Consider the following 23444-nt stretch of genomic DNA (forward strand, 5'->3'; position numbering starts at 1 on the left):
AATCCTCCTAAAATTAAAATCCGAAATATTCTTTTGCATTGTTATAACATATATCTTTTACTATTTCCCCTACAAAACCAATATCGTCAGGATATTGTCCGCTTTCTATAAGATTTCCCAGTTTATTACACAATATTCTTCTAAAATATTCATGTCTCGGGAAAGATAAAAGACTTCTTGAATCTGTAAGCATTCCTATAAATCTGGATAGCATACCTATCTGTGCCAGAGATTCCATCTGCTTTTCCATTCCGTCTTTTTGATCGTTGAACCACCAACCTGTTCCAAACTGTATTTTCCCGGGAGTTTTTCCATCCTGAAAATTTCCTGCCATGGAAGACATTACATCATTATCTTTGGCATTGACATTATACAATATTGTTTTAGGCAGCTTATCTATTTTATCAAGGGAATCAAGGAATTTCGACAAATCATAGGCGATATTCAAGTCATTTATTGAATCATATCCCGCATCAGGACCCAATTTTTCAAATCCTCTTGTAGAATTATTTCTTAAAGGACCTATATGTAGCTGCATTACAAGGTTTCTTTTATTATACTCTTTTCCCAAAATATTTAAAAGATTTCCTTTATATTTTCTAAGCTCTTCTTTGGAAAGCTTTTCTCCATTAAGCCCTTTTATAAAAATCTCTTCAACTTCACTTTCAAAAGCATCAGCATAAAGCATTTCATCAAGTCCGTGATCCGTGACTTTACATCCCGCTTCACAGAAATAATCCAACCTTTCAATTAACGCATTTTTTAGTAAAGAATAACTTTCCAGTTTATAACCGACTATTTTGCCTAAATCATTTATATACGAAGCAAATCCGTCTTTTTCAATATGAAGTGCTTTGTCAGGTCTGTAAGACGGAAGGACTTTCACTTCAAATTCATCTTTGAGAGCTTTATGATAAGCTAAATCATCTTTAGGATCATCTGTTGTACATAATACATGAACATTACTTTTTCTTATGAGATTTCTTGCACTGAAATCATCTTTTTTCAAAAGTTCGTTACATCTTTGAAATATAAAGTCTGCACTTTTCGGAGATAAAATTTCTTCTATTCCGAATATTCGTCTCAATTCGAGGTGTGTCCAGTGAAATATAGGATTCCCCAAAGTATAGGGAACTGTTTTTGCCCATTTATCAAACTTTTCTTTCGGACTTTTATTTCCTGTTATATATTCTTCAGTAACTCCATTTACTCTCAGCATCCTCCATTTATAATGGTCAAATGCTAGCCATGCTTCAGTTATACTCGAAAATTTCTTATCTTCATATATTTCTTTGACACTAAGGTGATTATGATAATCTATTATAGGTATATTTTCAGCATATTCATGGTAAAGTCTTTTAGCTGTTTCAGTTTCCAGTAAAAAATCATTATCTAAAAATTTTTTCATTTTTTATCACTTCTTTCGATATTGGGTATATTTTTTATTTTCTACTTTTTTTAAAACATATTTTCATACCCCATTTTTTTCAAATTTCGGGCTGAAAGTTCAAGAGACACAAAAGGGTCAATTCCATATGTATCATCTTGTTCTACAAATAAATATTCTGTTCCTGCTTTTACTGCTTCTGTTATTATTTCGGAAAAATCCAAAGTTCCCTCTCCAACTTCGGCAAATTGTATACTTCCTACAAAAGCACTCATAAATTCTTCAACTTTTCCCTCTTTTAGATAATCCAATGCTTTTGTATTAAACTTTCCTACTTTGTAATCTTTTAAATGTACAAGAGCTGCTTTTCCTTCATATTTCTTCAATATATCCGTAGGATTCAGCCCTCCTCTGTAAATCCAGTGTACATCCAATTCAAATCCTATTTTATCAGCACTTTCTCTTATAATATCCAAGATAAATTTCCCTTCATATTTCTCAAATTCTATATGGTGATTATGATAATAAAGTTTTATACCGTATTCAAGAAGCTTTCCGGCAATTTTATTCATTTTAAAACTGAATTCCTTTATTTTTTCTATATTTCCCATACAGTGAAAAGGTAATATTCCTATTCTTAAATAATTACAATCTAATGTTTTGCAATCATTGACTATTTTATCAAAATTATCGGTAAGATTTTCCTGATTCAATCCCTGTACTCCCTCTAGTGCCGCACTCATTGCCGCTATTTTTATGTTAAAATCTTCCGAAGCTCTTTTTATTTCTCTAATATTTTCTTTAGTCATAGGAATTTGAGATAATTCAATATAGGAATAACCCAGTTCTGAAACTTTCTTCATTGTTTCATAAGCTCCGAGCTCCTTAAATTTTTCTTTAATCGTCATTGCCTGTACACCTATTTTAGTCATAAATATAACCTCCTACTTTATTATCTTTCCTGAAGATTTTTTTATCATTTCTATCATTTTCATTGACGGAACAGCATCTTTTACATGAATATAGTCATCACTTCCTGTTTCAAGACATTTATAAAATTTTTGTATTAATTTTTCGTGACTTGCTCCATAATAAAACTTTGTTCCTTCAAGTTTATCATCTTCAGCTAATATTTTTTTATATCCATTTTTTTCAGAAATTGTAAGAATACTGTCTTTTATTGTAAATTTTGCCTTTTCAGTTATTACTTGAAGCTCGACACTTGAATTTTCCGAATATGTTACTGTAGCAAAATAAATTCCTTCTATTCCGTTTTCAAATTTTATTTTTGCCAGTGCCGTATCTTCTATTTCAAATTCACTGTCATGATCCTCTAGATTTACTGTTACACCCTTTATATTTTTAATTTTTCCTCCTATAAGCTGCATTAAATCTAAAGTATGAATAGTCTGATTTATCATAACTCCGCCTCCCGAATACTCCATCTTTTTCCTCCATGGCTTTAAATTATAATATTCATCAGTTCTGTTCCATGTGACAATGCCTTTTATTCCTTTGACTTTTCCGTAACTTCCCGATTTTATAAATTCCATCATTTTTTCAAATGTTCTATTCAATCTATTTTGTAAACATACGCATATTTTTATATGAGGATTTTTTTCTTCTATTTCTAAAAGTTTATTTGTCTGGAAGACATCTATTCCCACAGGCTTTTCAAGAAATACATTAATTTCCTTTTCGATCGCTTCTTTAGCTACTTTATAATGTAAATAATGGGGTAAACAGATATGTACACAGTCAGGATTTTCTTTTTCGAGCATTTCTCTATAATCACTGTAAAACTTATAGTCGGGATATTTTCTTTTCAATGTTCCGTCAATATCACACATTGCCGAAATTCTTATATTTCCAAGTTTTTTCAGTGCATTAATATGTATGCTTGAAATATCTCCCAACCCGATAACACAGACTTTTTTCATAAAATTTCTCCTTACATATATTTTTTACTGCTTCTCTTCGTATTTTCCCTCTTTTCTTATCCTGTTATTAAGTAAATCGAGATATTCCCTTTCATTCAGCTCATAATTCACTTCTTTTCCCAGCCAAGCTGATAAATGCATAGCATTTGCAAGTCTTACTCCGTTAATTCCTTCTCTGCCTGCTGCCAGTAAGGGATCTCCGTTTAAAATATGAGCTGCAAAATTTTCAAGAACATTTATATGCTGCTCTCCGTGACGAGAATCAAATTCTAATACTTCTTCATCATACATTTCCTCAGGATCTAGCTGTCCTTTGAAAAGCTTTATCACATCTTCCATACTCATATCGTTACTTAGAATTTCTTCATCTTTTTTAAGAGTTTTTATTGTCAGCTTTTTACTGTTCTCTACTATAATTTTTCCTTTATCTCCTAAAATTTCAAAATAATCCGTTCCCAAAATATCATGAGTACATGTTATAAAACTTCCTGTCACTCCATTTCCAAAGTCTACGAGGGCATTTACTTCATCTTCCACGACTATATCCCTTTTAAACCCAAATGCCATTTTTGCAAAAACTTTTTTAGGTTTTCCACATATCCATTGCCATAAATCCAATTGATGAGGTGCCTGATTTACAAGTACTCCTCCTCCTTCACCACCCCATGTAGCTCTCCATTCAGACTGGTTATAATATCCTTGAGGACGCCACCATGTAGTAATTATCCAGACTGTTCTTCTCATATTTCCTATGACTTTATTATCCATCAGTTCTTTTACTTTTCTATATAAAGGATTTGTTCTCTGATTGAAAAATATGGCGAAAGTTACGTCAGGATGTTCCTCTGAAACTTTAATAAGTCTTTTTACATCTTTAGTATACACTCCTGCAGGTTTTTCTCCTAACAGATGTATGCCTCTTTTTATAGCTTCTATACCCATTTCACAATGAAAATAATGAGGAACCGTAGTTACTATGGCATCTACAAGACCACTGTCAAGCATGTCTTTATAATTTTTAAAAAACTTTATATCAGGAAAACTTTCCTTTACTTTTTTTTCTTTTTCAATATCTATATCACATACTGCAGTCAGTTTAAGATTTTCGGAAAGTTTTTTTTCTTTAAAGAAACTTGCATACAATCCTCCTTCGGCTCCATAGCCTATTATTCCTAATCTGATTTTTTTCATATATTAATCAACTCCCAATTCATTTAATATTTTTATTAATGCTCTGTATTGTAATATGTACCCTTCTTCTCCCGTCAATTTTTTTTCATTTTTTATAATTTCATCGATATTTCCCAATTCGAGATTTTTCAATCCCTCAAATTGGGCAAGATGAGGTTCAAGGGTTAAAAACCCCTTATAACTTCTTTTTAAAATAATATCAGATAAAATTTCCTTTATTTTCCCCTCTCCCGTTCCACAGACTACATTTTGGCCGTCTTCATAATTTGCATCTTTTATATGAATATACACAATATCGTCTTTTAAAAGTTCATATGCTTTTAATGTATCTTCTCCACACTGAATAAAATTTGCAAAGTCAAATGCTATTTTAAAACTTGGGGAATTTACTTCAATTATTATTTCTTTACATCTTTGAAAAGTATCTCCATAAATATCTTTTTCATTTTCATGAATAAGTATTATTCCTTCATTTTCAGCTATTTGTGCAAATTTTTTCAACTTTTTAATAACGTTTTCCTTGTATTTTTTATGCTCCCCGTTTTTTATGTAAAAACTGAAAATTCTTATATATTCCGTCTTTGTCAGTTTAGCTATACGGCAAAGTTCTTTAAGTATTTTCAGCTGATTTTCATAACTTCTCTCATCATCAATAAATATTTTTCCTATAGGCGAACCTAAAGACGATACTTTTATGTTGTTTTTTTTCAGTTTTGGAAATATTTTTTCCTTAAATTCTTCAAATGAATATTCTCCTATATTTTTTCCGTCTATATTTCTGAGAGAAATATAGCTCATACTATTTTCCTTTACAACTTTTATTTGTTTATCAAGTTCAGCTGAAATTTCATCAGAAAATCCCGATATAAATATTTCGCTGTTAATTTTTTTCATTTTATCACACTCCCGAATATGCTGAAAATCCTCCATCTACAGGTATTATAACTCCATTTACGAAACTTGCCGCTTCTTCATTTATAAGAAAAAATAATACACCGAGTAATTCCTCTTCTTTTCCGAATCTTTTCATAGGAGTATTTCTTAAAATTTTTTCGGCTCTTTCTTTAGGTGTCCCATCGTCATTAAATAAAAGTTTTTCATTTTGTTTACTTACAAAAAATCCCGGTGCTATAGCATTACATCTTATTCCTACATTGCTGAAATGAACTGCAAGCCATTGTGTAAAATTGCTGATGGCAGCTTTAGCTCCGCTATATGCAGGAATTTTTGTGAGAGGTGTATAAGCATTCATACTTGAAATATTTACTATATTTGCACCTTTTCTGCCTATCATATCCTGAGCGAAAACCTGTACGGGAAGCAATGTTCCCATATAATTCAGATTAAATACAAATTCCACTCCCTCTTTGTCCAAATCAAAAAATGTTTTCACTTTACCTGAATCTTCAGGTTTAAATATTTCGTTATCGGTTGTAGCTTTAGGATTGTTACCTCCTGCTCCGTTTATTAAAATATCACATTTTCCAAGTTCATTATTTATTTTTTCTCTCACTTTTTCTATACTTTCTTTATTCAGTACATCACATTTATAACCTTCGGCAACACCTTTTTCACTTTTTATTTCTTCTGCATATTTTTTGACAATCTCTTCATTTATGTCAAGAAGAGCAACTTTTGCTCCTGTTTTTGAAAGGGCTTTGGCAAACATACTGCATAAAACTCCCCCTGCTCCTGTTATTACTATTACTTTGTCTTTCATATTCATTTCAAAAGGTATTTTCATATAGATATTTCACTTCCTTTATATTTTTTCTGTGAAACCTCATTTCCACCTTCACATTTTTGATATTAACGTAAAAATTCTTAATCTTAAAAATATTTATTATATTCAAGAAACAGTAAACTTTCTTTACTGAAACAACTTCTTTTTCCAACAACATAATTTATATTTTTTTTATAAAATTTTGAATGTCGAAAATTTTATTTGTATTTCAAGTTTATACTTTTATTATTATTACAGCTTAATTATATTTTTAATTAAAGCTGTTTCTTTCATTTTTCTTTAATCTTCAATATTTAAATTTTACAGCCTGAAAAATATTTAAAGTAAACATTGTAAAAATATCTTTTTTTGTTTTTACAACAAATGAGTATTTTTGCATAACTATAAAATTTGAGTTCAATTATTTTTTGGCTCAACTTTTTTTACTGAAAAGAAAGAGTTCTTTAAAATTTTTTCAATGTTTCCCAGATGCCGGTCATATACATTGCACCTAATGCTCTGTCATACAGTCCATATCCCGGTTTTCCTATTTCTCCCCATATCATTCTTCCATGATCGGGTCTTATATATCCGTTAAATCCAGTTTCATAGTATGCTTTCAATATTTCCGCTACATCAAGGCTTCCATACGGAGAATAATGGGCACTTTCTTCAAAGCTGCCGTCTTCAAGTATTTTTACATTTCTTATATGTGCAAAATGTATTCTTCCCATACTACTGTATTTTTTCACCATCTTCACAAAATCATTTTTTCTGCTACATCCTAAACTTCCGCTACATAAAGTTAATCCATTGTGGGAATCATCATATAACTTTAAAAATCTATCCAGACTTTCTTCATCTTTTATTATTCTCGGTATTCCGAATATCGACCAAGGCGGATCATCTGGATGTATGCCCATGTCTATATCACATTCTATAGCTACAGGAATAATTTTCTCAAGAAAATATTTTAAATTATCCCAAAGCCCCTCTTCTCCGAGTTTTTTATAAGCTTCTATTAGTTCTTTCATTTCTTCAGAAGTATAAGATGAATCCCAACCCGGTAATTCAAGCTTTGTAGGATCAAGTTTATCTATATGTTCCTTATAATAAACTAAGGCATTTGAACCATCAGCAAGTTCTTTATCCAACTGACTTCTTGTCCAGTCAAAGACAGGCATAAAATTGTAACATATTACTTTTACTCCTGCTTTTGAAAGTCTTCTTATATTCTCTTTATAATTTTCAATATAAGTTTTATAATTACCTCTTCTCAGTTTTATGTCTTCATGTACAGGAACACTTTCAATTACTTCCATTTTCATTCCGTGCTTTTCTATTTCCTTTTTCAAATCAAGAATGTCTTTTTCAGGCCACACTTCTCCCGGCGGTACACTGTAAACTGCAGTAACTATTCCATACATATTAGGTATCTGACGAATTTTTTCAAGAGTTACTAGATCGTCTTTTCCATACCATCTGAAAGTCATTTTCATAAAATTTCCTCCCTGTCATTTTCATATTATAAATTACTTTTATCTTTTAGTTTCCCACTTATTACACCATACATTTTCATTATATTTCCCTTTAAAATCCGATTTTCCTGTAATCTTTTCTATGGTCTGCTTTATTATTTCCCTTGTATTGTTGTAAGCATTTATATATGTTTTTACCATAGGTACATCTGTCAGATGGGTAGTATAATTTAATGATACAAACACTGTAGGTACTTCCCATACGAACCAGGGAATTTCATTTGACATGGCACACGACCATCTTATACGATAATTATTTTCCACAGCATAACCTCTTATATCGGAAAATACAAATGCTGCATCATATTTTTTCCTGTATTCTTCTATTTTTCCTTTTTCTCTTATTCCTCTTTCATTGAGTTCCACTTCAAATCCAGCTTTTTCAAGTTCTTCTATTATTACTGAAGCTGTTGTATTTTTTTCAGCCTTATAAACACTTTTTTCCTCATTTGTCAGGACATAAAGCTTTATCCTTTTATGTGTTTCAGGATTAATAGGCAATTCTCCCAGTGTATTTTTGACAAGAGTTATCCCTAAATCCGCTGCCTCAGCAGCCATTTTTTTATGTTCTTCACAGCCTATTATACTTAAATTTTCTTTTTTAGGCAGTAGATCATTATTTTTCTTTTTTTCATGAAGTCCGATAGCGGCTTTAAGTCCCAAAATTCTTCTAAGAGCATCGATAAGTCTTTCTTCTGTTATAATCCCGCTTTTATATCCGTCCATCATATATTTAAAATCTTCATCCATATCATTAAAAAATAGAAACATATCACAACCTGCCTGTATTGCTCTTGGAACATAATCTTTTCTTCTCATTGCGGCTGTCATTCCAAGCATATGTGATGCATCGGTAATTACGAGACCGTTAAAATTCAATTGCTTTTTCAATAGTTCCGTTATAAGTTCAGGAGCTAAAGTAGCAGGCATAATTTCTTCATACTTTATTTCAGGAACAAGTTTTTTTGAGTATTCAGGAAGTGCTATATGTCCTGCCATAATTGCCATTATTCCATCATCAATCATTGTTTTATAGACTTTCCCGAAAGTCTTGTCCCATTCATCTATCGATAATTCATTTACTCCAAGTACAAGGTGCTGGTCTCTTTCCTCGGTACCATCTCCCGGAAAATGTTTGATTGTGGAGACTATATTACTTTGTCTTAATCCTTTTACATAACTTCTTATATGTTTCAGGACTGTATCTGCATTTGTACCGTAAGATCTGGTGTTTACTATAGTGTTTCTCCAATTCATTACAATATCCGAACATGGATCAAAATTCCAGTTACAGCCGATTGCAGTAGCTTCCTTTCCGCTTACAAGTCCTGCGTTATAGGAAACCTGTTCTGAATCTGTTGCTTCACACTGGGCTGCTGTTGCAATATATGTACCGTCTTTACATGCTCCATCGCCTCCATTGTCACAGTTACAAGCAATAAACATAGGAATTTTACTGTTCTTTTGCAATTTTTCGGAAAAACCGAATACATCTTCAGAGTTTGCCGCATGATATCTTGCTCCTCCCAAGTGATACCTGCCTAGTTTTTCTTTTATATTTTCTTCATTGAAATCAAAAAACAACTGAAAAAATAACTGTCCGATTTTTTCTTCATCAGTCATATTCTTTATAGTTTCTTCTACCCATTCAATATCTTTATCAGACAGATAATAAGGTTTTTCTTTTAAGTTAACTTTTTCAGACATTATTTCCTCCTTAAATATTTTTTCATATTTATTTTCTCTCTAAATTTCTTTTAAATCTGTCTATCAGTTCATTCTGATATTCTCCTCTATACTCATGCTTCAGAAATTTGTCCTTGGCTTTCTTTATAAGCTCTATCCACATTTCTTCTTCCTTTCCGGATATAATAGGATAAAACAGTACATTATTCTTCTGTGCAGCTTCCAAATCTCCGGGAGAATCCCCTATCATAAGTATTTTTTTATTTTCGTATCCATATTTTCTTATTTTTTCAAGACAGTCACTTTTTGTACCGTCTTCTTGGGAAAAAACTGTATCGGTATATTTCAGTATATTATGTCTTGACCATTCGCTTATAATTGCTTCCCTATTAGCTGAAGAAACTATTACAATATCTGATACCGAACTGATATTTTCCAACGCTTCCTTTACACCTCTGAAAGGTCTGTCCGTTTTTTCCAGTTCCTTTATTCCCAAATTCACATTTCTACTCCAATTAAGAAGCTTTTTCAACTGTTCTCCTTTTTTTGATTCTTTTTTTGTTTTTTCCAATTTCTTTATTTCCTTTTCCAGAGATATGTTTGACAGTTCGTCGGTATTATTTATCCAATTTTCTATCATATCAATGTCTCCAACCTCTTCCCCTGTTTCTTTCATTTTTTTAAAAGCCGCGAAAAATCCTTTAAATCTATTAATTCCCCTTGTTTCTGAATATAAATTTACATCATTCCATATTTTCATAAATTTATTTTTATTCTTTATCTTCCACTCTTCTATAAGTAACGGACCGAAATACTTTTTATGTTTTACATCCATGGTGTCCATTGCACAACCGTCCGAATCAATGCAAACTATGTATTCCTTTTTTTTTCAAACTTCATCTTCTTACAAATTCACCTCTCTTTTATAAATCATAAATTATTTTACTTGTTTCTTACATAAGATAAAAATTAAAATTCCGTATTATGGAAAATAATTTCAAAATACTTTACATTTTTATTATACCTTCTTTTTTTTAAAATGCAAATTTTTATTTTTAATCTATTGACAATTTTGATTTTTGTATTATAATTTTAACATAAGATAATAATGGAATATAATTTCATAATATGGAATAAAAATTATTTTTAGGAGGAAAATTTATGAAAAATGAAAATATTGTTTACAATCGAGCTAAATTATGGCAAATTGGATTATTTTCACTCAATAATACTGCTACAAATATCTTTCTTGCACTTATGTTTTATGTAGGATATTATGCTACCGGATTTGTTGGACTTGCTACCGTTCTTATATCCAATATTCTTACTTCAATGAGAATATTTGACGGTATTACAGATCCTTTAATAGGTTACTTGATTGATAGGACTGAAGGAAAATTAGGAAAATTCAGACCGTATATAGTTACCGGTTATATTATTATGGTCATTTCCACTATCCTTTTATTCAAAGTTACCCATACATTACCTGAAAATATAAGATTACTTTTCTTCCTTATTATTTACGCAATCTACATAATCGGATATACATGTCAGACTGCAGTTACTAAAGCCGGACAAGCTTGTATTACCAATGATCCGAAACAGCGTCCTTTATTCGGTGCTTTTGACGGTACTTTTACTTTATTATTATTTTCATGTTTTCTACCTGTTTATGTAAACGGATATTTGCTGCCGAAATATGGAAATGAATTTTCTTTATTGCTGTTTAATGAGCTGCTGTTTACTTTTATAGCTATAAGCGGTGTTCTTACAATCTTATCTTTTATCGGAATTTATCAGAAAGATCGTAAAGAATTTTTCGGACTGGGAGAAAAAAATGCCAAACTCGGATTTTCTGATTATATAGATATTATAATTCATAACAGAGCTATTCAAATGCTTATAATTGCAGCTTCTACTGACAAAATAGCTTCCTCTACGGCAAGTAATGCCGCTGTAGGAATTATGATATACGGTATTATTATGGGAGATAATACGCTACAGGCAAAATTGGGGCTGATTACAATTATTCCCGCTTTCCTTTTATTGCAATTTTTTGTCCAGTATGCAAGAAAACTGGGAATAAAAAAGGGGCTTGTTGTTACAGCTTGGGGGTCAATGATTTCTTTTTCTCTGATTTTCTTCCTTTTAAAGTTCGGGGATCCTACTAAAATAAGATTAAGCAACTTGTTCAGTTTTGAAACTTTAGGATTTATAATTTTATGGTGTATCGGAAGGGGAATTTCAGGAGCAGGAGGGGGACTTACTATAAATGCTATTGCCGATTGTGCCGATTATGAAACATATAGAACAGGAAAATATATACCGGGAATGATGGGAACTCTTTTCTCTTTCGTAGATAAACTTATTTCTTCAATGGCAACTACAATAGTAGGACTGGTAGTTGCAGGAATAGGTTATACAAAAGGGTTTCCAAAAATTGGAGATCCTAATACTCCTCAAATGTTTTATGCTGCTACTTTCCTATTCTTAGGAATGCCTGTATTAGGATGGATTGCTTCAATTATTGCATTAAAATTTTATCCTTTAAGTGCAGAAAAAATGGAAGAAATTCAGGTCCATATAAGTTCACTGAAAAACTCTTCGCAATAATTTTTAAATATTTTCCATATTTGAAAACCGTCTTTATAAAAAACATCAATGTTTCAGGTTGAAATTTAAAACAGATTTTAAAATTTTATTTTATAATATTAAAACGGTTTTCTTCATATGGGAATTGTCTTTTTTATAAAATTAGTATATAATTAATTGAATAATAATATACGAGGAGATTTACTTATGAACCTTCAACCGAGCGTACAGTCTTTAGACAGGGCACTGAATATTCTTGAAATCCTTTCCGTTAATGAAGTTTTGACTCTTTCAGATATTACCGAATATTCAGGACTCACAAAACCAACAGTTCATCGTTTACTGGCAACTTTAATAAAAAACGGATATGTGGAAAAAATTAATTCAGGAGAATATAGAACTACTTTAAAACTTTTTAAACTGGGAAGTCAAAGAATTCAGAAAATTGATTTTATGAATATCACTCGAAGCTTTGCAAGCCAACTTTCACTGGATACAAACGAAACTGTCCATATCGTCATTCAAGATGATACCGAAGTTTTATACATAGATAAATTTGAAGCTGAAAATGCTCTTTTTAAAACAGCTTCAAAAATAGGAAAAACCGCTCCCCTCTATTCTACAGCTGTAGGCAAGGTATTACTTGCCTCATATAATAACTTTGATATTCACAATATGTGGAATAATTTTAAATTGAAAAAATTTACTGAAAATACTATAGTTGATTTAAATGAATTTATGAAAGAAATTGAAAAAATACGAACAAACGGTTATGCTATTGATAATGAAGAAAACGAATACGGAACTTACTGTATAGGCGCAGCTTTTTACAACTATTCTAAAAAACCCGTAGGAGCGATAAGCCTGTCAACTTCAGCCGCAAATCCGAAAAAAGATGAATATATAAATAAAGTACTCATATGTGCAAACAGGATTTCAGGAATGCTTGGTTATTAATTTTTTGGGAACTGTCTTTTGACAGTTCTTTTTAATTTTTTAGAAACGTAACTGCATTATCAGAAACGAATAAAATCAACTTCAGTATCGAAAAATTTAAATTATTGTCTTTAGTTACTTTACAAAAAGTAAAAATATACTGTATTTCTTTAATAATACACCAGCTCAGCTGAATAAAAAAATTGAGAGTAAATTAATACCATATTTTTCATAAACATTTTAGATTAGAATTCTAAAATTTAAAATTGTAAAAAATATATCAAAAATTAAAAAACATTTATTGATATTAAGCGAAAAAAATATTATTGCTAAATCATATAAAAAATTTAAAAGATATAAGCATCTATTCTTATGTAATCCTTTAATAAATAGTGACAAAGAAATTAAAATAATAAATACCGCTTCAATATGAAGTATTAAAATTAAACAAAACAATCCTTTTATTACCGGTTCTTATTACCGTAATATTGACGTATTGTAATTGGAAGAAGTAAATGAAGATATTGAATGCCTGCTTAAAAACTAAATATCATACTTTTAATATAAAAAAGGAGCTTGTTTCATTTTCCAAGTTACGAAACAGCTCCTATTAAATTTTATACTGATATTTACAGTTTTTTATAAATATCTATTTTCTCAATAATTTTTTCTAATAATTCTTCAAAAGCAAAGTCAAATTTTCTTTCTTGAGAATAAAATATTACAAAACATAAATTAGTTTTAAATTCTTCGATCCGGTTATTTATACTAATTTTTCCGTAGTTTATCCGTTTACGGGTTTTCAGTATCTTTGCCTTATTTTTGATTTCTCCGTTTTTAATAGGATAAACGGCAAATTTCAAACATCCCAAATCAATTGTAATAATATCATCTCCATGTTTTTCACACTTTTTCTTTTCTTCTATGTTCTCCTTTCCCTCATAAATGATACTTTCTGCATGTTCTCTAATTTCCATGAAACTTTCTGCATGTTCTAGAAAATAGATTTCTTCATCCAATTCTAAATTTCTTTCTATCATTTTTCTTCCCCCTGTTAATATTATTTTTTAATATTCTCCTTTCTCTTATTACTCTATTTACTATATATAGTCTATAGTTTATAAGCTGATTATTTTTTCATATTTCGATATTCTGTCATCATTTCCCGAACTTCTGACAATTGTCTTTCAAAATCTACTCTTCTTTTTAACTTTCCCTTTTTCTTTCCGGATTTATCTTCATCATTAAACCTAAAAAAATAAATCGGAATTTTTGAATAATTTTTTATTAAATTCTGAATTTCACCTGATGATATTATAAATATCTGTTCATAATTCTTAGTTTCATCATTATTAATTTTCTCCGATAAATTTTCTACATTTGAATATTCAATTATATTTACAAGTTTCAGTATGTCTTTTATATTTCTTTCATATTTCACCATTTTACTATATTCTACATCAAGCACAAGTAATGTTTTCGGTTTTTCTGAATTTTTATATTCTCTACTTTTTTCAGTTTCCTCAGCAATCTGATAAACATACTCTTCTGTCAGATTATTTCCTGTCACAACTTCATCATAAGATTTTTCTTTCAATTCGTTTACTTTCACATTAAAATTTTCTTTTTCTTTTTTCAAAAGAAATTTGTATAATTTTAACCTGAAATACGAATAAATTCTTACATTTTCATTTTTTGAAATCTCATCAAGTGTTTCTGACAATAATTTATAATCACTGCTTTCTTTAAGTTTTACACTTTTTGAAGTTATTCTTTTCTTCATATTTTCTTTTTTATTATTCAAATTCAAAATAAAATAAACAAAAAAGTCATATTTTTCATTTATAGTAAAGAGTTTTCCATATTTTCTAAAAAAAGTCTGTAACTTTTTAAATATAAATCTTATATCTTTAATTTTAAGTTCTTCCTTAATTATTTCAGACATTATTTTCTCAGGATTGGTTTCGTAAATATTATGTTCATCCATCTCTTCATACTTCATATATTCATAAAAATATGCTTTTTCAAATCTTTTTATTAAAATATTTTTTAAATATTTTCTACGTAACAGCTCAAAATTTTTAATTTTTCTCCTTATAATTTCCAAAGGATTTTTTGTTTCCCTATACTCGCTATAATCTATACTCAATTCTTCCAATACGGATTTTAAATCTATTCTCACATATTTTTTTGAACTTTCTTTAAGTTGAAATCTCAAGGTAAATTTTGTCATGTTGAAATGTCTGTTGCTTAACAATAAAAATAAATATATTATTTCTTTTCTTATGCTATTTTTAAATTTTACAGCTTCTCCTATCTGAAAATTCTTTTTACTCAGATCATTATTGAAAAATATATACCCTTTTTTATCAATTAACGGATTTAATCCTTCCCAGTCAAGTATATCATTTATTTTCTTAATGACATCAGATAATCCTGATTTTGTTAAGTTATAGCTGCTCATTATCATTTCTTTATTAACAATTTTAAAATTTGTAATCTCCCATAAGATATCTATTTCATTATAACCAATGCTAAGCAAAATTTTCACCTCGTAATTTGATATTATTCTTATACTAAATAATATCAGTTACGAAACTTAATTTTCAGTTGCCTACTTTTCTATATTTAAAATTTTCATATTCCTTTAAATCAAACAACTTTCACTTTCAATTAACTTAAAATAAAATTAATACAGCTATTTAAGATTGATGACATTTACTATTCGGATATTATCGTATGTCCTCAGATCAAATATATATTTTAATGATATATTTGGAAATATCACTTTACTTTTCAGGAAAATATTATCTTATGAATTTAAAATACGGTAAAACTATTTTAAAATTTATAATATATTTATTATAAAAAATTATAAAACTGATTACTGCTTATTTTGTGATATTGTATTGTTTTTACCGATACAATAAAGTAAACTACGAAAATTGAATTTTTTTATAATATCATCTTATAATTTGAAGAAAGTATATAAACTCATAAATATATATTTTATTATCCTATAAAATCAATAAAAATTGTAATTTATAATTTTATAAAACATACATTATTTATAGTTTATAAATTATTTTTATTTGTAACCAATTTATTTTTCTTTAACTTTAAAGTAATTTCATTATATTTGAAAATTTCAACTCTCTTGCAACTAAAAAATCGGAACTAAGTCCGATTTTCTAAAATATTTTATATTATTTTTTCAAGATATTTTCAATTCTTTCCAAAGTTCTTTTTTTACCGATTATAGCAATTACAGTATATAAATCAGCACCTCTTGCTTTTCCTGTAATTACTGCTCTTAACGGCATCAATACAGTTGCAGGCCCCTCTCCTATTTCTTCCTGTAATTCATTAAGAAGCTGTCTTGCTTCTTCTTCAGTAATATTTTCATCAAATTTATTCAGTTTTTCCTTAAATAACTTTATAGATTTCTTTCCTGTTTCTGTCTCCAGAGATGATAGAAGCTTTTCAACAGATTTTCTTTCTTTCTTATTCATTCCCTCTTCAACTGACGGTAATTCAAATTTATCCTCAAAATATATCGAGGCTATTTCCGGAAGTTCTTTCAATGTATGAGCTCCTTCTCTGGAAATTTCAATTATTCTTTTTAATTTCCCGTATTCTTCTTCAGATAAATTTTCATCTTTATAATATCCCGCTTTTATAAAGTAAGGAAGAGAAAGTTTAGTGAGTTCATCAATATCTTTTATTCTCATATGTTGATTATTCACCCAACCAAGTTTTACAAGATCAAATACGGGACCTCCAAGTGAAATCTTATCAAATGAAAAATTTTCTATCATTTCATCAAGAGAAAATATTTCTTTATCTCCTCCAAAACTCCATCCCATAAGTGCAAGAAAATTTAACAACCCTTCTTTTAAATATCCTTCTTCTATATAATAATTCAGAGAAACAGGATTTTTTCTTTTAGAAATTTTAGTTTTATCCGCATTTCTAAGTAACGGCATATGATACCACTTAGGTTCATCCCAACCGAACGCTTTATAAAGCTGAATATGTTTAGGTGTTGATGCTATCCATTCTTCCGCTCTTATTACGTGAGTTATTCCCATTAAATGATCATCTACTATATTTGCCAAATGATATGTGGGAAATCCGTCGGATTTTAAAAGTACCTGATCATCTATCTTACTATTTTCAAATATTATATCTCCTCTTAATCCGTCATTTACTACAGTTTCTCCTTCATAAGGCATTTTAAGCCTTATTACGTAAGGTTCCCCTGCCGCAAGTTTTGCTTCCACTTCTTCCTTTGAAAGATTTCTGCAACGTCCGTCATATCCCGGAGCCTGTTTCATCGCTATCTGTCTTTCTCTTAATTTCTGAAGCCTTTCAGGAGTACAAAAACAATAATACGCTTCCCCTTTTTCTACTAATTTTTCTGCATATTCCTTATATATTGAAAATCTTTCTGACTGCCTGTAAGGACCGCTGTTTCCTCCGACATCGGGACCTTCATCATAATTCAGCCCTAACCATTTCATCGCATCAAATATTTGTTGCTCTGAATCTTCGGAAAACCTTGTCCTGTCAGTATCCTCTATTCTTAATAGAAAATCTCCGTTATTATGCTTGGCAAATACATAGTTGAATAATCCTATATATGCTGTTCCCACATGAGGATCCCCTGTAGGAGAAGGTGCGATTCTAACTCTGATTCTTTTTTCTGACATATCTTTTTTCTCCATTCATTTATTACTTTTTAGTTTTTATATTATATAATACTTTTTATATTCCCGCAACTATATTATTTGCATAGTTTTTATAATTTTCTTTCCATAACAGTAACCGTATATTTTTCCTGAGAAACTTCCTTTACAGTATAAAATCCGTTTTTCATCCAAAATTTTTCAGCTTTTTTATTTTCTTTTATACAGCCTAAACGGATATAACCATATTTTTTCCTTTTCAAAAATTTGGAAATTTCATTTACAATTTCCGTTCCTGCTCCTTTTCTTTGACATTCTCGGGATATTATCAGCAGACCTATAAAAAATGTATCTTTATCAGGATATTCGGCTATAAGATCCAAAAGTGCCTTCAGTTTTCCCTCTTTATAAAATCCTATGACATATTTGTCTTTTATTTCTTTATCCAAAGGCAGGTTTGTTAATATTTCTTTTGAATTTTCAACACTCGATTCCGTTTTGCAGTATTTATGATATTCCGTATTTTCCTTGCTGAGTTCATAAATATCCTGAATATCTTCTTCAGCCAACCGTCTTATTTTATATTCCAAAGACAGTCTTCTAAATAAAATACTTGTATTCATAACGGCTTCTCCTCTAAAACTGCCATTACTGTCATTATTTCGAGAAGCAGAATAATATGTCCCGCAATTTTAAAAACGGGCATTTTATTAAAATCTCTGTTTTTCATCAGAATCTACTCTTTTCTGTTTCCTAGTTTTCTTTTTCATAAAATATCTTTTATGATTTTCAGGACAGTCCTCCAATATTCCGAATACTTCATATCCGTATTTTTCATAAAAATCCTTTGCCTGAAAGTCAAATGTATCCAGATGTATTAAATGTACATTATTTTTTTCGGCATAGTCTTCAGTTTCTTTCAGAAGTTTTTTTCCTATACCTTTGCCTCTGTACTTTTCCGAAACCCAGAGTGTATCTATGTAAATGCAGTTCCAACAGTACATATGTGCAACAATTCCTCCTATTATTCCGCCTTTTTCATCTGTTACTTTTCTACTTAAATCAATAAAATTTTCTTTCTGTTTTCCTGATACTTGAGACAAATTATACTCAACTAATCTGTCGATTATATACTCTTTGTCTTTTTCACTGCAAACTTCAATATTGTACATTTGTCAATCCTCCTGACTTTCCGAAGAACTTAAAATAATGTCTGCTGATTAGTTGCCGACAATTCAGGAATACAGCTATGTACTTTAAGAAGTTCCATAACTGTTTTATTTAATTTGGTTCTTTTTACAAGGTCTTCTATTGATAAAAATTCTCCTTTTTTTCTTTCTTCTATTACATTCAGTGCAACAGCTTCTCCCAATCCGTCCATTGCCACAAGAGGAAGTCTTATTTTACCGTCTTCTATTTTAAATGCTTTAGCTTCGGACTTGTAAATATCCAACTGGAGAAGCTCTACACCCCTATAATGCATTTCTATTAAAATTTCATATAAAAATAGCTCCTGCTTTTCCTTTGCATTCAAGTTACCTTTCCTATCCAGTTCTTTTTTCGCTTCTTTCAATTTATCCACCGATTTAAACATAGCAGTCATTTTAAAATCATCTACTTTTCTGTTTAAAAAGGCAGTATAAAATTCCAGCGGGTGATGTACTTTAAAATAAGCTATTCTCACAGCCATCATAACATAAGCTACGGCATGCCCTTTAGGAAACATATATTTTATTTTTTCACACGAATCTATATACCACTGTTTTACACGATGTTGTTTCATTATATCCGAATATTCTTTCCATTTTTCTGGATTTCTCGTAGGCTGACCTTTTCTTACAAATTCCATTATATTAAATGCAAGAGATTTATCAAGGCCGTTGTCAATGAGGTAATTCATAATGTCATCACGCACCGTTATTATTTCACTAAGTGTTGCAGTTCCATTTCTTACATACTCCTGAGCATTATTCAACCATACATCCGTTCCATGAGACAATCCCGATATTCTTACAAGTTCTGCAAATGTAGTCGGTTTAGTATCTACAAGCATCTGTTTTACAAAAGATGTACCGAATTCCGGTATTCCTGATGATCCCACAGGAGAACCTATCTGCTCGGGAGTTACTCCCAATGCTTCAGTTCCACTGAACAGACTCATTACTTTCTCATCGTCAAGAGGTATGGAATATATATCTATTCCGGTTAAATCCTGAAGTATTCTGAGGGTTGTCGGATCGTCATGTCCAAGTATATCAAGCTTTACAAGTTGTTCATCCATTACATGATAATCAAAGTGTGTCGTTTTCGATTCTGAATTCATATCATTTGCAGGTCTTTGAATAGGACAGAAATCATATATGGATTTATCTTTAGGTACAACTATCATTCCGCCCGGGTGTTGACCTGTAGTTTTCCTTGCGCCTTCACAACCTTTAGCTATTCTCATTACTTCAGATTTTCTTTTACTTATTTCCGGTGTTCCTTCTACTTCTTCAAAATATTTCTTAACATATCCGAAAGCATTCTTTTCAGCAAGTGTGGCAATTGTTCCTGCTCTGAAAACATTATCCGAACCGAACAGCTCTTCAGTATATTTATGTATTTCTCCCTGATATTCCCCTGAAAAGTTCAAATCTATATCAGGAACTTTATCTCCGTCAAATCCCATAAATACTTCAAAAGGTATGGCATGTCCATCTTTTATATATTGAGTACCGCATTTAGGGCAGATTTTATCAGGTAAATCCGCTCCACTCCCTTCAGTATCTGTAAATTCACTATGTTTACATTCAGGACATCTGTAATGAGGATAAAGACCGTTTACTTCAGTTATTCCCATTAAATATGCCACGATAGATGACCCTACCGACCCCCTCGAACCTACAAGATAGCCATTATCAAGAGACTTTTTCACAAGCTTTTGAGCTATAAGGTAAAGTACTGCAAATCCGTTTCCTATAATGGAATTAAGTTCCTTTTCTATTCTCTCGTTAAGAAAGTCGGGGAGTTCTTCTCCGTAAAGTTCATGGACTTTATCATATGTCATTTTTCTTACTTCTTCTTCAGCTCCTTCAATTTTCGGAGGATAGAAACCTTTAGGAATAGGTCTTACATTTTCTATCATATCACTAATTTTATTTGTGTTTTCCACTACCACTTCATAAGCTTCTTCTTTTCCAAGATAGGAAAATTCTTCAAGCATTTCATCTGTAGTTTTGAAATAAAGTTTTTTATCATAGGAAAATACCCGTCGTCCCATTCCACTTCCTAAAACAAGGACACTACGGTTTATGGCTTCTCTTTCTTCAAGATAATGTACATCTCCTGTAGCTACTACTATTTTTTCAAGCTTTTTCCCTAAATCATAAAAATACTTGTTCATTTCAGTAACTATCTTTCCACTTTCAATTTCTGAAAAACTGTCTCCCTCCAAATCCACGTAATTGGAAAGAGGTTGTATTTCAATATAGTCATAAAATTTAGCTCTTTCTTCTATTTCTTCTTTTTCTGTCCCTCGTAAATAAAGGTTCACAAGTTCTCCACTGTTTCCGAATACTGCAGATGCGGAACTTGCAAGTAAAAGATTTTCCCTTACTTCGCTTAATACGGTTTTAGGTATTCTCGGTTTTTTATTTCCAAAAAATTCTATATGGCTACATGATATCAGTTCATAAAGTGCTCTTAATCCATCCTGATTTTTTACAAGTATAATAGTATTAAGTGTATCGGCATTCTGAATATTTGTCTGAAGTTCCTTATTTATTTCACTTAATTTTAAAACGCCTCTGCTAAGTACCATATTTAAAAACTTCTGGAATATTTCCGCTGTAGCTTTAGCATCATCTACAGCTCTATGGTGATTATCCAGAATTACATTAAAGTAATTGGCAATATATTTAAGCCCGAATCTTTTCTGATCGGGAAGCAATATTCTTGCCCAATGAAGTGTATCTATGACACTTGGTGAATATTCCAATCCGAATTTTTTTGCTTTCTGATTAATAAATCCCACATCAAATTTTGCATTATGGGCTACAACTGTAGTCTCTTTACAGAATTCAAGAAATTCAGGCAACACTTTTTCAATTTTTTCAGCATCTTTCACCATTCCATTTGTTATATTTGTTAATGCGGTAATTTCTTCGGGAATATCCATTTCAGGATTTATAAATGCCGAAAACTCATCAATTATTTCTTTCCCTTTTAATTTAATAGCTCCGATTTCTATTATTTTATCTTTATAAGGGTCAAGACCTGTAGTTTCTATATCAAATACTACATACATTTCTTCTTCTATAAGCTTTTCCGACGGTTTTGTTATCATTTCCTGTTCATCATCTACCACATAAGCTTCCACTCCAAAAATTATTTTAAAATCATCGGTTGACTCTTTATAAGCAAAAGGAAATGAATGGACTACTCCGAAATCTGTAACCGCTACCGCACTATGTCCAAATTCCTTTGCTCTTTTTGCCAATTCCTTTGCAGAAACTACACCGCTCATTTCGCTCATATTTGTATGAGCATGAAGTTCGATTCTTTTTCTCTCGGCACTGTCTTTTCTTTTAACTACTTTCGGTTCAATTTTATCAACTTTTTTTGTATTAATATAAAATTCTCCCGTAAATCTGTCCTGTTCAAATATTCCATTTACTTTTACCCAATCATTCAGACTTATTTTTAAATCCTCATTAGGTTTCCCGAATATTCTACATCCTATAGAATCTGTATAATCTGTAATTAAAAAGTCATACTTTATATTTCCGTTTTTTGTTTCGGATATATTTATATCAAATATATGTCCTTCAAGAGCAACAGCTTCTCCTGAATTTAAACTTTCCAATATATTAAATTCACTTGCTTTTCTGTCTTCCACTTTTCGTCTGAATCCGTTATAAGCTGAATTTCCTCTATTTCCCTTCCATTGTTCCTTTACTTCTTCCCTTTCAGGCTCGACTTTAGGAAGCTCTTCAGCTTTTACAGCTCTTTCCAAGTGTTCCTTCTTTTCATTTACTTTTTTGTGTAACTCTTCAAAATCTCCATCTGTAAATTCTATGTTGAATTTTTTATTTGTTATATTTTTTATACGTTCAGACAGGTCTTTCAATATTTCGGTTTTTCTTCCCTCTTCTATCATATATTCCGACGGAAGTTTTATAAATACATCATTTTCAAAGCTCTCCACATCATAACTGGCAAAAATATACTGGTGTCTTACACTTTCGGATTTATAATTGTCTATTATAAATCTTATAAATTTACTTACATCTTTTTCTACAATTTCAGGCTTTATACTTATTTTTATTTTCAACCCAAGATCATTTCCAAAATTTTTATGTAAAAGTTTTCTTAAATCTTTTAATTCTTGAGTTGCATCATAATGAGCAATATTGACATAAATTTCCATTTCTTTTTTTTGTGAAAACAAATTAATATGTTCTATCTCAAAATTTTTAATATCATATTTTTCCGTAAATTTCTTGTCGGGTCTTAATTTTAAATATTTTGTCGCCATTTTATCTTTCCTTTACTTTTATTATTTTTGATATTTTGTATATAGTAAAACTTCCTGAAGCCTAAATATAATATTAAAAACTGTTTTAGAAGTTTTCTTTCATTCTTAACTGAAAAAATAAATACTTTAACACAATTTTTAAAACGGTCCGGTATACCGGTTCTTTCTTATTTCAATCAATCTAACTATAAATTTTCTATTTACAATTTATATATTTTTTGCTCTTATGATAATTATAACAAAAA

17 protein-coding genes are annotated in these 23444 nt (G+C 30.3%); 2 read left to right on the top strand and 15 right to left on the bottom strand.

The window, feature by feature from the left end:
• Positions 1–13: 13 nt before the first annotated feature.
• The 9 genes from uxaC to EII29_RS03505 all read right to left on the bottom strand — a co-directional run bounded on the left by uxaC (position 14) and on the right by EII29_RS03505 (position 10309).
• Positions 14–1408: a glucuronate isomerase gene (uxaC, locus tag EII29_RS03465; RefSeq protein ID WP_125236152.1), complete on the bottom strand. Its 1395-nt coding sequence runs from the start codon at positions 1406–1408 to the stop codon at positions 14–16.
• A 50-nt stretch (positions 1409–1458) separates the two neighbouring features.
• Entirely contained in the window at positions 1459–2319 is an 861-nt protein-coding gene (locus EII29_RS03470) for a sugar phosphate isomerase/epimerase (protein WP_125236153.1), read from the bottom strand.
• A gap of 12 nt (positions 2320–2331) precedes the next feature.
• A complete protein-coding gene (locus tag EII29_RS03475) occupies positions 2332–3327 on the bottom strand; it encodes a Gfo/Idh/MocA family protein (RefSeq protein WP_125236154.1) in 996 nt (331 codons plus the stop codon).
• Positions 3328–3351: 24 nt separating this feature from the next.
• Positions 3352–4518, bottom strand: a complete 1167-nt coding sequence (locus EII29_RS03480) for a Gfo/Idh/MocA family protein (protein ID WP_125236155.1) — start codon at positions 4516–4518, stop codon at positions 3352–3354.
• 3 nt (positions 4519–4521) lie between these two features.
• Positions 4522–5412, bottom strand: coding sequence for a sugar phosphate isomerase/epimerase (locus tag EII29_RS03485; protein ID WP_125236156.1), 891 nt, complete (start codon positions 5410–5412; stop codon positions 4522–4524).
• 4 nt (positions 5413–5416) lie between these two features.
• Entirely contained in the window at positions 5417–6262 is an 846-nt protein-coding gene (locus EII29_RS03490; RefSeq protein WP_125236157.1) for an SDR family oxidoreductase, read from the bottom strand.
• Between the two features lie 443 nt (positions 6263–6705).
• Positions 6706–7740, bottom strand: a complete 1035-nt coding sequence (gene uxuA, locus EII29_RS03495; protein WP_125236158.1) for a mannonate dehydratase — start codon at positions 7738–7740, stop codon at positions 6706–6708.
• A 39-nt stretch (positions 7741–7779) separates the two neighbouring features.
• Positions 7780–9486 carry a glycoside hydrolase family 3 protein gene (locus tag EII29_RS03500; RefSeq protein WP_125236159.1) on the bottom strand — a complete coding sequence of 569 codons (1707 nt, stop codon included), beginning with the start codon at positions 9484–9486 and terminating at the stop codon, positions 7780–7782.
• Between the two features lie 28 nt (positions 9487–9514).
• Positions 9515–10309, bottom strand: a complete 795-nt coding sequence (locus EII29_RS03505) for an HAD family hydrolase (RefSeq protein WP_125236160.1) — start codon at positions 10307–10309, stop codon at positions 9515–9517.
• 317 nt (positions 10310–10626) lie between these two features.
• Between EII29_RS03505 and EII29_RS03510 the strand changes: the two genes are divergently transcribed.
• A complete protein-coding gene (locus EII29_RS03510; RefSeq protein WP_125236161.1) occupies positions 10627–12078 on the top strand; it encodes an MFS transporter in 1452 nt (483 codons plus the stop codon).
• A 186-nt stretch (positions 12079–12264) separates the two neighbouring features.
• Entirely contained in the window at positions 12265–13014 is a 750-nt protein-coding gene (locus EII29_RS03515; RefSeq protein ID WP_125236162.1) for an IclR family transcriptional regulator, read from the top strand.
• Between the two features lie 608 nt (positions 13015–13622).
• Here the strand turns inward: EII29_RS03515 and EII29_RS03520 are convergent.
• The 6 genes from EII29_RS03520 to EII29_RS03545 all read right to left on the bottom strand — a co-directional run bounded on the left by EII29_RS03520 (position 13623) and on the right by EII29_RS03545 (position 23199).
• Positions 13623–14033 carry a hypothetical protein gene (locus EII29_RS03520; protein ID WP_125236163.1) on the bottom strand — a complete coding sequence of 137 codons (411 nt, stop codon included), beginning with the start codon at positions 14031–14033 and terminating at the stop codon, positions 13623–13625.
• 89 nt (positions 14034–14122) lie between these two features.
• Positions 14123–15535 (bottom strand): hypothetical protein, encoded by a 1413-nt coding sequence (locus EII29_RS03525; RefSeq protein WP_125236164.1) that lies wholly within the window; start codon positions 15533–15535, stop codon positions 14123–14125.
• 664 nt (positions 15536–16199) lie between these two features.
• Positions 16200–17705 (bottom strand): glutamate--tRNA ligase, encoded by a 1506-nt coding sequence (gltX, locus tag EII29_RS03530; protein ID WP_125236165.1) that lies wholly within the window; start codon positions 17703–17705, stop codon positions 16200–16202.
• 89 nt (positions 17706–17794) lie between these two features.
• Positions 17795–18304, bottom strand: coding sequence for an N-acetyltransferase (locus EII29_RS03535; RefSeq protein ID WP_125236166.1), 510 nt, complete (start codon positions 18302–18304; stop codon positions 17795–17797).
• An 87-nt stretch (positions 18305–18391) separates the two neighbouring features.
• Positions 18392–18853 carry an N-acetyltransferase gene (locus EII29_RS03540; protein ID WP_125236167.1) on the bottom strand — a complete coding sequence of 154 codons (462 nt, stop codon included), beginning with the start codon at positions 18851–18853 and terminating at the stop codon, positions 18392–18394.
• A 29-nt stretch (positions 18854–18882) separates the two neighbouring features.
• Positions 18883–23199 (bottom strand): PolC-type DNA polymerase III, encoded by a 4317-nt coding sequence (locus EII29_RS03545; protein WP_125236168.1) that lies wholly within the window; start codon positions 23197–23199, stop codon positions 18883–18885.
• Positions 23200–23444: the final 245 nt, after the last annotated feature.

The organism is Leptotrichia sp. OH3620_COT-345 (assembly GCF_003932895.1).
Classification (GTDB): Bacteria; Fusobacteriota; Fusobacteriia; order Fusobacteriales; family Leptotrichiaceae; genus Pseudoleptotrichia.

Coding starts and splice junctions, on each gene's coding strand:
- uxaC (WP_125236152.1), bottom strand. CDS start 1,408: ATGAAAAAATTTTTAGATAATGATTTTTTACTGGAAACTGAAACAGCT.
- EII29_RS03470 (WP_125236153.1), bottom strand. CDS start 2,319: ATGACTAAAATAGGTGTACAGGCAATGACGATTAAAGAAAAATTTAAG.
- EII29_RS03475 (WP_125236154.1), bottom strand. CDS start 3,327: ATGAAAAAAGTCTGTGTTATCGGGTTGGGAGATATTTCAAGCATACAT.
- EII29_RS03480 (WP_125236155.1), bottom strand. CDS start 4,518: ATGAAAAAAATCAGATTAGGAATAATAGGCTATGGAGCCGAAGGAGGA.
- EII29_RS03485 (WP_125236156.1), bottom strand. CDS start 5,412: ATGAAAAAAATTAACAGCGAAATATTTATATCGGGATTTTCTGATGAA.
- EII29_RS03490 (WP_125236157.1), bottom strand. CDS start 6,262: ATGAAAATACCTTTTGAAATGAATATGAAAGACAAAGTAATAGTAATA.
- uxuA (WP_125236158.1), bottom strand. CDS start 7,740: ATGAAAATGACTTTCAGATGGTATGGAAAAGACGATCTAGTAACTCTT.
- EII29_RS03500 (WP_125236159.1), bottom strand. CDS start 9,486: ATGTCTGAAAAAGTTAACTTAAAAGAAAAACCTTATTATCTGTCTGAT.
- EII29_RS03505 (WP_125236160.1), bottom strand. CDS start 10,309: ATGGACACCATGGATGTAAAACATAAAAAGTATTTCGGTCCGTTACTT.
- EII29_RS03510 (WP_125236161.1), top strand. CDS start 10,627: ATGAAAAATGAAAATATTGTTTACAATCGAGCTAAATTATGGCAAATT.
- EII29_RS03515 (WP_125236162.1), top strand. CDS start 12,265: ATGAACCTTCAACCGAGCGTACAGTCTTTAGACAGGGCACTGAATATT.
- EII29_RS03520 (WP_125236163.1), bottom strand. CDS start 14,033: ATGATAGAAAGAAATTTAGAATTGGATGAAGAAATCTATTTTCTAGAA.
- gltX (WP_125236165.1), bottom strand. CDS start 17,705: ATGTCAGAAAAAAGAATCAGAGTTAGAATCGCACCTTCTCCTACAGGG.
- EII29_RS03535 (WP_125236166.1), bottom strand. CDS start 18,304: ATGAATACAAGTATTTTATTTAGAAGACTGTCTTTGGAATATAAAATA.
- EII29_RS03540 (WP_125236167.1), bottom strand. CDS start 18,853: ATGTACAATATTGAAGTTTGCAGTGAAAAAGACAAAGAGTATATAATC.
- EII29_RS03545 (WP_125236168.1), bottom strand. CDS start 23,199: ATGGCGACAAAATATTTAAAATTAAGACCCGACAAGAAATTTACGGAA.